The organism is Ensifer sp. GW821-FHT05G01 (assembly GCF_059419585.1).
The window spans coordinates 146,737-158,295 of record NZ_JBWKSC010000008.1; the positions used below are offsets into that span (position 1 = coordinate 146,737).

At 61.7% G+C, this 11,559-nt stretch carries 9 protein-coding genes and 1 pseudogene; 4 read left to right on the top strand and 6 right to left on the bottom strand.

Annotated elements, in window-relative coordinates:
- Positions 1 to 3: 3 nt before the first annotated feature.
- From AC07UR_RS20135 to phaC, 6 genes and pseudogenes are all read right to left on the bottom strand, one after another.
- Complete coding sequence (locus AC07UR_RS20135) at positions 4 to 423, bottom strand: thermonuclease family protein (RefSeq protein ID WP_371421998.1); 420 nt, start codon at positions 421 to 423, stop codon at positions 4 to 6.
- Positions 420 to 1,673: a tyrosine-type recombinase/integrase gene (locus AC07UR_RS20140; RefSeq protein WP_494700121.1), complete on the bottom strand. Its 1,254-nt coding sequence runs from the start codon at positions 1,671 to 1,673 to the stop codon at positions 420 to 422. Before AC07UR_RS20140 ends, AC07UR_RS20135 begins: the two co-directional genes overlap by 4 nt.
- A 195-nt stretch (positions 1,674 to 1,868) precedes the next feature.
- A pseudogene (locus AC07UR_RS20145) lies at positions 1,869 to 2,516 on the bottom strand (JAB domain-containing protein); the annotation flags it as partial.
- Positions 2,513 to 3,352 (bottom strand): type I methionyl aminopeptidase, encoded by an 840-nt coding sequence (map, locus tag AC07UR_RS20150; RefSeq protein WP_173419898.1) that lies wholly within the window; start codon positions 3,350 to 3,352, stop codon positions 2,513 to 2,515. The pseudogene AC07UR_RS20145 and the gene map, both read right to left, overlap by 4 nt.
- Before the next feature lie 230 nt (positions 3,353 to 3,582).
- On the bottom strand, positions 3,583 to 4,314 hold the full coding sequence (gene sfsA / locus AC07UR_RS20155; protein ID WP_209792326.1) for a DNA/RNA nuclease SfsA: 732 nt from the start codon (positions 4,312 to 4,314) through the stop codon (positions 3,583 to 3,585).
- Between the two features lie 19 nt (positions 4,315 to 4,333).
- The gene (gene phaC / locus AC07UR_RS20160; RefSeq protein ID WP_327795889.1) at positions 4,334 to 6,178 is read right to left on the bottom strand and encodes a poly(3-hydroxyalkanoate) polymerase subunit PhaC; all 1,845 of its coding nucleotides are present in this window, start codon (positions 6,176 to 6,178) and stop codon (positions 4,334 to 4,336) included.
- 109 nt (positions 6,179 to 6,287) lie between these two features.
- On the opposite strand from phaC, the gene AC07UR_RS20165 reads away from it, so the two are divergent.
- The 4 genes from AC07UR_RS20165 to recJ all read left to right on the top strand — a co-directional run bounded on the left by AC07UR_RS20165 (position 6,288) and on the right by recJ (position 11,275).
- On the top strand, positions 6,288 to 6,596 hold the full coding sequence (locus AC07UR_RS20165; protein WP_173419901.1) for an SHOCT domain-containing protein: 309 nt from the start codon (positions 6,288 to 6,290) through the stop codon (positions 6,594 to 6,596).
- Positions 6,597 to 6,720: 124 nt separating this feature from the next.
- Positions 6,721 to 7,938, top strand: coding sequence for an LL-diaminopimelate aminotransferase (locus AC07UR_RS20170; RefSeq protein WP_173419902.1), 1,218 nt, complete (start codon positions 6,721 to 6,723; stop codon positions 7,936 to 7,938).
- An 84-nt stretch (positions 7,939 to 8,022) separates the two neighbouring features.
- Entirely contained in the window at positions 8,023 to 9,345 is a 1,323-nt protein-coding gene (locus AC07UR_RS20175) for a homoserine dehydrogenase (protein ID WP_209792330.1), read from the top strand.
- 127 nt (positions 9,346 to 9,472) lie between these two features.
- On the top strand, positions 9,473 to 11,275 hold the full coding sequence (recJ, locus tag AC07UR_RS20180) for a single-stranded-DNA-specific exonuclease RecJ (protein ID WP_209792331.1): 1,803 nt from the start codon (positions 9,473 to 9,475) through the stop codon (positions 11,273 to 11,275).
- The last annotated feature ends 284 nt before the right edge of the window (positions 11,276 to 11,559 follow it).

The following is an 11,559-nucleotide window of genomic DNA, read 5'->3' on the forward strand; positions in this document are numbered from 1 at the left end:
GCATCAGTTGCCGCCCTCGGCTACGCCGGCCTGACGCAGCAGGTCGCCAAGATTGGCTCCGCTGATCCGGCAGCGCGCGATAACGCGGTCAAAGGAGCGGACACGGCCGCCGCGCCCGCGCTCGGATGTGCATATGACCTCGCGCTGTAGGGCCAGGCGTTCGAGCGCCGCCTTGGCCGCGGGACCGCCGGGAGTGTGTAGCTCCGGGGCGTTGAAATCGGCGAGGCGGACTTCAATCCACTCATTGGGGTCCGCCGTTCGCCCGACACAGAGACCGTCGCCATCTCCCACATATCGGACGATGCCGGAGAACTGGACGCCGGCCCGCGTGGGGAGAGTGCCTTCGCACGGATCTGCATGGGCCGGCGCGGCGTAGCAGAGCGTCGCGGTCGCGGCGGCCAACACGAGAAGCCGACCGCTCACGCTGCCTTCTTCAAGGCGTCGGCACCTTTCTTCTTCGCCAGCATCGCGCGGACGAACTTGTCCCACTTCGCCATGCCGGCACGCTTCTCGGGCATGTAGTTCCAGCGGTCGTAGTTCTTGGAGCTGACGTCCTGAAGCGCGTGGTTCTGGAGACGATCGCGGATTTCCTTGGAGACACCGGCCTTGCCGGCGAGTGTCTTGAAGGTCCGACGGAGATCGCGGTTCGTCACATAGGGGATTACGCCGCGATCGCGCTGGCGCCACATGAACGAGTAAAGCGTACCGTGACTGACAGGCTTCGACGGGTCAGTCGCAGAGGGGAAGAACCAGCCATATTCGTTCGGTTTGATGGATTCGATCAGTTCGGCGGCGAGCGACGGCACCGGGACGGCGTGCGGCTGAAGGTTCTTGGTCTTTGACCAGTCGATGATCCGCTCCTTGGTATCCCATTGGTCGATATGGAAGCGAGCGATCTCCTCGACCCGCTGCCCGGTCAGCATGAGAAGCTGCACGGCGCGCAGATAAGAAGGAGTGACAGGCGTGTCAGGGCATTCCAGCCAGCGATAAAGCCGCACGAATTCGTCTTCGTCGAGCCAGCGAGTGCCCTGGACCTTGGGCTCGGTTGGAATGCCCGTGGCTGGATTGAAGGGAATCCGGAAACGACGTGGCGAAGTGTTCCGATAGTCGTTGTCGGACTTCATGCCCCAGCCAAAGGCTGCGTGAATATAGCCGCGGACATGGTCGGCCATCGCCCGCGCGCCACGGTCGTAGATTGGTCGGATCACTTCGACGATCTCATCGGGCTCGATCTCGCGCGCAAGACGGTTGCGGCCAAGCGTGTCGGCGATCTTGTTCATGCCTTTTTCCGTTTCCTTCCACGACGGCTTGCCTGCGCTCTTGAGCGAGGCGACATAGCCCTCGAACAGGTCGGCGACAGTTCCGGGCCGCGTATCGGTCGCGATCCTGATGCTCCGGCCTTTCTGGATGACGTCGGCGTAGTCGCGCTTGTAGATCTCGCGCGCTTCGGCGAGCGACATGGACGGGTAGGCGCCGATCTTCTTCTTGATGCGCTTACCGTCGCGCCATTGCTGCGCCATCCAGTCGGCGGTTACGCGCTTAGGCATGGGCTTCAGGACGAGGACAAGCCTCCCGGTCCCGCGCCCTTCGCCGTCGGCAAGGTTTTCTTGTTTCTGGCTCGCTTCGACGCGCTTCAACGCATGTCGGATCGCGGTATCGGTCAGGCTTGGCATCACGTTTCTCCTGTCCCGCAACTGGGATCGGTCAAGGAGAAACGGGGATCGTTTGCTGGGAGCGGAATGCCGTTTCCTACCCCTTAAACCGCCCCCAGTTTGCCAAAACCGCCCCCACTACGCAAGACCAAAAATACGCGAATTTCCTAGTGATTCTGCGTGCTTGTGCGTGATCCAACGTGATCGATTTGAGCGAGTGGGATGGTTGTGCACAAGGATAAGCGCTGTCGCCGATAGTTCGAGCGCGCGCTTGACCACTTCGCGCGGATAAACCGGGGTATGGTCGATGGTACCGGTCTGCTGGACCTCATCGGCGATCAATGTATTGCGCTTGTCGAGAAACAGGATACGGAACTGTTCCTTGGTCTCGTAGGCCATGGCCGCATGGCAATACTCGATCACAGCCGACCAGGAGGAGAGAATGTGCTTCTTGCGCAGATCGCTCTTCAGCGTCCGGTGGCCGATCGTTGAGACAAGCTTCAGGTCGAGCGCCACCGCTTCGCCGATGCCCTTGACTTCCTGCAGCAAGGCGAGCGGCGCGCCGAACACGCCGGCAAGCGTACCGAAGCGCGTCAGCAGCGCCTTGGCGATCGGCTTGGTATCCTTGCGCGGGATCAGCCGAAACAAGAGCATTTCCAGGATTTCGTAGTCGGCAAGCGCGCCATCGCCGTGCTCGCGATACCGGGTGCGAAGCCGGTCGCGATGACCGAGGTAGTGCGCCTCGGTGGTCGCGGCATTCGTTTCGGGTGCAGCAGGAGCCTGCGGCAGGAGATCTGCAAAAAACGATCGTTCATCCGCCGGCTGCGTCGCGTCGCCTGCGGACGAACGGGTGTTTTTCGTCATGCAGCGCCCATGGCGGCCATATCAGGCTTGAAGAGGCCGGCCGGGGAGAGGGTAAAGATCTCACAGCCGTCAGCCGTCACGCCGACGGTATGTTCGTATTGTGCCGAGAGAGAGCGGTCACGGGTGACCGCCGTCCAGCCATCGGCCAGCACCTTCACGTGTGGCCGGCCGAGATTGATCATCGGCTCGATGGTGAAGATCATGCCTTCGCGCAGTTCCGGACCTTCGTTGGCGCGGCCGTAATGCAGGATGTTCGGCGCATCGTGGAACAGCCGGCCGACGCCGTGTCCGCAGAAGTCGCGCACGACCGAGCACCGTTCGGCTTCCGCATAGGTCTGGATCGCTTCGCCGATCGCGCCGGTGCGCGAGCCGGGGCGCACGGCCGCAATGCCGCGCATCAGACACTCGTGCGTGACATCAAGAAGGCGTTCGGCAGCGCGTTTGATCTCGCCGACCGGATACATGCGGCTGGAATCGCCGTGCCAGCCATCGATTACATAGGTGACGTCGATGTTGACGATATCGCCGTCGCGAAGCGGCTTGTCGTTGGGAATGCCGTGGCAGACCACATGGTTGATCGAGGTGCAGGACGATTTGGTGTAGCCGCGGTAATTTAGCGTCGCGGGAAGCGCGCCATTGTCCATGCCGAATTCGAAGACGAAGCGATCGATCTCTTCGGTCGTCACACCCGGTCGCACACGCGATACCAGCTCGTCGAGGCAACGCGCCGTCACCTGACAGGCTTTGCGCATGCCCTCAAACCCCTCCGGTCCGTAGAGGCGGATGACGCCGGTGTTCTTGTAGGGCGAAGACCCCGCCTCGATGTAAGTCACCATTCCAGAACTTTCAGTTGTTTCCTGCTTGATTTCATAATGCAGCAGGGGCCGTCTCGTCCACTGCCGCGCACCAAGAGGAACTGATACACGGCCCGGAGCTCAGATTTTGGCGCGTCGTGCCTTCGCCTGGCTCGTCATCAAGCCTACCGCGGAACAATGCCGGCGCCTATCCGCAGATTGTTGCAGGTTGGCGCGGGATTGGCGACAAAGGATTGGCCCGGCAGCACCGCTCAGGCTGAGTTGCGTAGTGTGCCGACATTCGCGTCGTCGACGGCGATCATACCAATAGGCGCGATCTCGGTCGGCGATATCAGGCATTTCACCGCATAGGCCTCGACACCGCGTGCCATGGCACGGTCGAAGGCCGCGGCATATGCGGGATCATAGTCGCGGCAGATCCTCAGGCTGTCACAATCGCTGCGTTGCACGAGATAGACCATGATCGCCCGATGGCCGGCCTCAACCATGTCGCCCAGTTCTTCCAGGTGTTTTGCGCCGCGCGTGGTGGGACTGTCGGGAAACTCGGCCACGCCGCGGATCCGACTGAAATGCACGTTCTTGACCTCGACATAAGCGGAGCCGCGGACCGGATCGCTGAGCAGGATATCGATGCGCGAGTTGCGCCCGTACTTCTGCTCGCGAGAAAGCGACGGATAACCATGGAGATCGGAAATCAAGCCGAGGCGAATGGCTTCTTCCGCCAGGCGATTGGGCAGGCCGGTGTTGATGCCGACGAGCGTGTTATCGGCCTCGACGATCTCCAGCATCTGCCGGTACTTTCGTGTCGGGCTGTCATGTTCCGACATCCAGATCCGCGAACCCGGCGTCGTCAGCCCGCGCATCGACCCGGTGTTGGGGCAGGAACCCGTCAAAGCCGTGCCGTCCATAAGAGTGGCGTCGAACAGAAAGCGTTTGTAGCGCTGCACGAGCGTGGCGGGCACGAGTGGCCGATCGAAAATCAAAGTCTATTCCACACTTTTGTCAGGCGCGAGCGCGCACGTAGGAGCCGGGTGCCTCTTCCAGCGTGTTAAGCTGGCCGCCGGGCTTGCGCGCCGGCACGCGCTTCTTGTCGAGTTTTTCGATCCACTGGTGCCAGTGCGGCCACCAGGACCCTGGCGTTTCCTTGGCCGTCTTGACCCAATCGTCGTACTCGCCCTTAGGCGGACCGCCGGTCCAGAACTGGTACTTGCCCTTATCAGGCGGGTTGACGACGCCGGCGATGTGGCCGGAGCCGGAGAGCACGTACGTAACCTTGCCGCCGAACGACGAGGAGCCGAGGAAGACCGAGCGCGGCGGGGCGATATGGTCTTCCTTCGTGGCGAGGTTGTAGATCGGGATCTTGACATCGCCGAGCGACACTTGCTTGCCGGCCAGCATCATCTCGCCCTTCGACAGCCGGTTCTCCAAGTAGCAGTTGCGCAGGTAGAACGAGTGGTTGGCCGCCGGCATTCGGGTCGAATCGGAGTTCCAGTAGAGCAGGTCAAAGGGCAGGGGCTCCTGACCCTTGAGGTAGTTATTGACGAAGTAGGGCCAAATCAGTTCGGAAGCGCGCAGCATGTTGAAGGCGGTCGCCATCTTCGAACCGTCGAGATAGCCGGTGACCTGCATGTTCGATTCCATCTGGCTGATCTGATCTTCATCGACGAAGACCTTGAGATCGCCCGCGTGGGTGAAATCGACCTGGGTGGTAAAGAGCGTCGCCGAGCGAATGCGCTCGTCACCCTCTGCGGCATGAAGCGCAAGCGTAGCGGCCAGCAGCGTTCCGCCGACGCAATAGCCGATGGCATTGACGTCCCGCTCGCCGGTCGCCTGTTCAACGGTGTCGAGCGCAAAGCCGATGCCTTCGCGCGCATAGGCTTCCCAATCCTTGGCCGCGTGCCGCTCGTCCGGGTTGACCCAGGAAATGACGAAGACAGTGTGTCCCTGGTCTACTGCCCATTTGATGAAGGATTTTTGCGGGTTGAGATCGAGCACGTAGAACTTGTTGATCCAGGGGGGGCAGATCAACAGTGGGCGCTTGAGCACCGTTTCCGTCGACGCTTCGTACTGGATGACCTGACAGACGTCGCTCTGCGCGACAACCTTGCCGGGGGTGATGGCGATGTTTTCGCCGATGGCGAACTTGCTGGTATCGGTCTGGCGCATCTTCAGATCGCCGCGGCCGGCCACCACATCCTCGGCAAACATCTGCATGCCCTTCACGAGATTGGCGCCGCTGGTGGCGACCGTCTCCCGATAGAGTTGAGGATTGGTGGTGATGAAATTGGTCGGCGACAGCGCGCTCGAAATCTGCCGGACGTAGAAGGCGGCCTTGTGCTTGGTGTGATCGTCGAGGCCCTCGGCGTCGCGCACCATCTTGTCGGCCCAGTCGGACGTGATGAAATAGGCCTGCCGGACAAAATCGAAGAAGGGGTTCTTGACCCAGTCCTCATCGGTAAAGCGCTTGTCGGCGCGCAGCGGGGGCGCCGGATCGCCATCGGTGCCGGACATGCGGTTGATGCTGCGCGACCACATCTCGAAGAAGCTGCCCATGAGATGGGTCTGCGCTTCGAGTGTGCGGCGCGGATCGGAAAGCCAATACTCGGAAACCCGCGACAGAGTCTTGACCATGTCGGTGACGGGTTCGGCGAAGACGTCGGATTTCTCACCGGTTTCGCGCGGCGCAAGCCAGGCGGAAGCCGCCTTGCCGAGCTGTTCCATCGCGCGGGCAAGGTTGACCGCGAGGCCTTCCGGATCCTTGACGATGTAGGGTTCAACGGACTTTGGGTCGAAGCCAGCAAAGCCGTCCTTGCCGGCGTGGCCTTCGGCATTCCTGTCTGCTGTCACCCGGTTTCCTCCACAGCATCTTGTTTGTTTTGTATTTTTACATTCTGCCCGAAAATGATTACAAGGGCTAGCGCATCGTCGCGCCACGATAACAGAGGTCTTTGTCAGTATGTTCGCCGTCGGAAAACAGCGCTCCATCACCTGGGTTGCCGGGATCATTCTCCTGGGCACGCTTGCGGGCTGCAACACCCAGAAGACCCCGTTCGAAAACTATCCCTCCGTCTACGGTCAGAAGCCGGCCGCGACACAGCAGATGACCAACGAGGAAGCCGCCGATATGCAGGCACGGTTGAGCTCGCTCGGTGCCGCGCGCAAATCCGGTTCCATCTCGGAAGCTGAGTATCAGCGTCGCATGAAGGAAATGCGTACGCTTGCCGAAGACCACGGCTCCGACACGCTGAAACAGATCACGAATTAGCACTTGCGTTTCGGGTGATTTGGACGCAAAGCGTTCAATGGCCGCAGTGACGGCCGTTCACCAAAGCGCATGTTTTCGCGACGGCCAACCGCTGGCGGAGACGTGCGCCAAACGAGGTTTGGAGATGGAAGAGTTTCACAAAGTCCGGCGTTTGCCGCCTTATGTTTTCGAACAGGTCAACCGTTTGAAAGCAAGCGCGCGAGCGGCCGGTGCTGACATCATCGACCTCGGCATGGGCAATCCGGATCTTCCCACTCCACAGTCGATTGTCGACAAGCTCTGCGAGGCCGTTCAGGACCCGCGCACGCATCGTTATTCGTCGTCGAAGGGCATTCCCGGGCTGCGTCGTGCCCAGGCCGCCTATTACGCCCGCCGCTTCGGCGTCAAACTGAACCCGGACACGCAAGTCGTCGCCACCCTTGGCTCCAAGGAAGGCTTCGCCAACATGGCGCAGGCGATCACCGCACCTGGCGACGTCATCCTGTGCCCCAATCCGACTTATCCGATCCATGCCTTCGGCTTCCTGATGGCAGGCGGCGTCATCCGCTCGATCTCGGTCGAGCCCGACGACACCTTCTTCGGACCATTGGAACGCGCCGTTCGCCATTCGATCCCGAAGCCGCTGGCGCTGATCCTCAACTATCCGTCGAACCCGACGGCGCAGGTCGCCACGCTCGATTTCTACAAGGAAGTCGTGGCGTTCGCGAAGAAGCACGACATCATCGTGCTCTCGGATCTGGCCTATTCGGAAATCTACTTCAACGACGCACCGCCGCCGTCCGTGCTCGAAGTGCCAGGCGCGATCGACGTTACGGTCGAGTTCACCTCGATGTCGAAGACGTTCTCCATGCCCGGTTGGCGCATGGGTTTTGCCGTTGGCAACGAACGGCTGATCGCAGCGCTGACGCGGGTGAAGTCCTATCTCGACTATGGTGCGTTCACGCCGATCCAGGTTGCCGCCACCCAGGCGCTCAACGGTGACGGCAGCGACATCGCCGAAGTCCGCAACATCTACAAGCGTCGCCGCGACGTGATGGTCGAAAGTTTTGGCAAGGCCGGTTTCGAGGTGCCCCCGCCGGCAGCCACGATGTTTGCCTGGGCGAAGATTCCTGAGAAGTTCCGTCATCTCGGATCGCTTGAGTTCTCCAAGCTGCTGGTCGAAAAGGCCGATGTGGCCGTGGCACCTGGTATCGGCTTTGGCGAGCAGGGCGACGACTACGTGCGTCTGGCGCTCGTGGAAAACGAACACCGGATCAGGCAGGCGGCCCGCAACATCAAGAAATTCCTGTCCACGGCTGACGAGACGATGCACAACGTCATCTCGCTCAACGCGCACCGGTAAAAGACGGGGGCGTGCGGCAAGCACGCCCCTTCCACCACGGCCCCGCCGTTCTGGCGGGGCGCCTTCACATGTTAGGAAATGGCTATGGCAGATGCCCTCAAAATTGGCATTGCGGGCTTGGGTACCGTCGGTGCCTCGCTCGTGCGGATCCTCCAGGATCGTCGCGAGATGCTGGCAACGACATGTGGCAGGGCAATCGAGATTACAGCCGTCACGGCGCGTGACCGCTCCAAGGATCGTGGCGTCGATCTTTCCAAGGCGGCGTGGTTCGACGACGCGGTTTCGCTCGCGGCCAATGCAGACATCGATGTCTTCATCGAGTTGATGGGCGGCTCCGGCGACCCTGCTTATGCCGCCGTGAAGACGGCGCTTGGCCGTGGCATCCATGTCGTCACCGCCAACAAGGCGCTGCTGGCAGCCCACGGCATCGAGCTTGCAGCTATTGCGGAGAACAAGGGCGCGCTGCTCAACTACGAAGCGGCGGTGGCCGGCGGCATCCCCGTCATCAAGGCGCTGCGCGAGTCCATGACCGGAAATACGATCTCACGGGTCTACGGGATCATGAACGGCACCTGCAACTACATCCTGACGAAGATGGAAAAGGAAGGGCTGTCCTTCGAGGCCTGCCTGAAGGAAGCTCAGCGGCTCGGCTACGCCGAGGCGGACCCGGCTTTCGACATCGAGGGCAACGATACGGCGCATAAGCTGTCGATCCTGACGAGCCTTGCTTTCGGCACGGCAATTGCTGCCGACGACATCTATCTCGAGGGCATAACCAATATCTCCATCGACGATATCAATGCTGCGGCCGATCTCGGCTACCGCATCAAGCTTCTCGGTGTCGCCCAACGCACCGAAAGCGGCATCGAGCAGCGCGTGCACCCGACGATGGTTCCCTATGATTCGGTGATTGCCCAGGTCGATGGCGTCACCAATGCGGTCGCGATCGAATCCGATATTCTCGGCGAGCTGCTGATGGTCGGCCCCGGCGCCGGCGGCAACGCCACGGCATCTGCCGTTCTCGGTGATATCGCCGATATCGCCAAGAGCCGCCCCGGCGCACAGCACGTGCCGGCATTCGGCCGTCCGACCAATGCGCTGCTTCCCTACAAGCGCGCGCAGATCCAGAGCCACGAAGGCGGTTATTTCATCCGCCTGAAGGTCGTCGATCGCACCGGCGTGTTTGCAAGCATCGCATCGCGCATGGCCGAAAACGGCATCTCGCTGGAATCGATCATGCAGCATTCCAAGCACCCGAAGGAATCGGACGAGCCGCAAACGATCATTCTCGTGACGCACGCGACCGCCGAGCATTCGGTGCGCGATGCGATCGTTGCCATCAAGAGCGAGGGCTATCTGGTCGGAGAACCACAGGTTATCCGCATCGAGCGGCCGAAGGCGGCCTAAGTCCTGGCGCAAAACTGTTGAGAAAGGGCCCCATCGACCACAGGCGTCGGTGGGGCCTTTTTCATAGCGGGTTTTGCTGGTGCGCGACGTTCGCTAAGAACGAAGAGAGTATGGGCAGGTAGGCAGCATGGAAGAACCGGTAGATCCGATACAGCGAGCATTCCTTGGCGTGGAGCGATCGGCCAGCGGTCAGCGCTGGGTGTCGCGTCTCGATCAGGCCGGCCAGAACCGGGCGCTGGCGATCAGTCAGGTCCACGGCTATTCCGATCTGATCGGTCGCGTTCTCGCCGGACGTGGTGTTTCGCTCGACGATGCCGCAACCTTCCTCGACCCGACGCTGCGCGCGCTGATGCCCGACCCTGACACATTGACTGATTGCCGCAAGGCGGCAGAGCGCCTGTCCGTGGCGATCTCCAGGCGCGAGAAGGTGGTGGTCTTCGGCGACTATGACGTCGATGGCGCCTCTTCCTCGGCATTGATGGCGCGCTTCCTCGCCCATTTCGGGCTCGAGGCCGAGATCTACATCCCGGACCGTATATTCGAAGGCTACGGCCCCAACCCACAGGCGATCGAACAGTTGATCGACAACGGGGCGAAGCTCATCGTCACGGTCGACTGTGGCTCGACCAGCCATGAGTCGCTTGCTGTTGCCGCAAAGCGCGGCATCGACGTCCTCGTCATCGACCATCACCAGGTTGGCGCGACGCTGCCGCCGTGCCAGGCGCTCGTCAATCCCAACCGTGAGGACGATCTCTCCGGCCAGGGGCATCTTTGCGCCGCCGGCGTCGTCTATCTCGTTCTCGTCAACGCGGTGCGCGTGCTGCGCGCCGCCGGTGACGCACGCGTCGCATCCTTCGATCTGCTGGCGCAGCTTGATCTCGTGGCGCTTGCGACGGTGTGTGACGTGGTGCCGCTCAAGGGGCTCAATCGCGCCTATGTCGTCAAGGGACTGATTGCAGCGCGACACATGGGCAATGTCGGGCTGGCGGCGCTATTGCGCAAGGCGGCAATCGGCGGCCCGGTAACGCCCTATCATCTCGGCTTTCTGGTCGGGCCGCGCATCAATGCCGGCGGACGCATCGGCGATGCGGCTCTCGGTAGCCGGCTGCTGACCATGGAAGACAGTTCAGCCGCAGAGACAATCGCGGCCCGGCTCGACGAGCTCAACCGCGAACGGCAGGCGATGGAAGCCGCAATGTTGGCCGAGGCAGAAGCGGAAGTTCTGGCCGAATACGGCACGGGCGAGGGCGCCTCGGTGATCGTGACGGCGCGGGAAAACTGGCACCCGGGCATCGTCGGGCTGATTGCGGCGAGAATCAAAGAAAAGTTCCGCCGTCCCACCTTTGCCATTGCCTTCGATCCGAATGGTCGCGGCACGGGATCCGGCCGGTCGATCGCCGGCTTCGATATGGGCAAGATGGTTCGTGCCGCCGTCGATGGCGGATTGTTGGTGAAGGGCGGCGGCCACGCTATGGCGGCAGGCCTGACGGTCGAGCGGCCGAACCTCGGCCGGTTGCGGCAATTCTTCGAGGAGAAAGCCGAGGCGGCGGTACGTGATCTCGTTGCTGTGCAGACCCTCAAGCTCGATGGTGCGCTTGGTGCGTCAGGCGCAACATTGGAACTGATCGATCTCTTGGAGCAGGCAGGTCCCTATGGCTCCGCCCATCCACAGCCGGTCTTTGCCTTCCCGTCGCATCGGCTGCGAGACTGCCGACAGGTCGGGGCCAACCATATCAAGGTAACGCTTGAGGGGCAGGATGGTGGCCGCCTCGACGGCATTGCGTTTAGGGCCGTGGAGACGCCGCTCGGCGACTTCCTGTTTGCCAGCCGCGGTGCATCAATCCACGTTGCCGGCTCGGTTTCGGCCGATCTCTGGCAGGGCCAGCGTCGCGTCCAGCTGCGCGTCAGTGACGCTGCCAAGGCATTCTAGCCGGCAAGCCTGCGCGCGAACCTCGATGTCTCACGATCTGCGATGCTGCTTGAACGGCACTGTTTTCCGCCGGCATGATTCTGCCTGGTGGCCGTGAGGGTCCGGGATGGCCGGGCGAGGGTGCACTTTGTCTGCCGGGATGGAGTATGGACGTTTGGTGCCCTGCAATGGCCGTCAGATCAAATCGTAGCGATGTCAGGGAAAGATCACAGTGGCACGCCCTAGGGGAGTCGAACCCCTCTTCCCAGAATGAAAATCTGGTGTCCTAACCGATAGACGAAGGG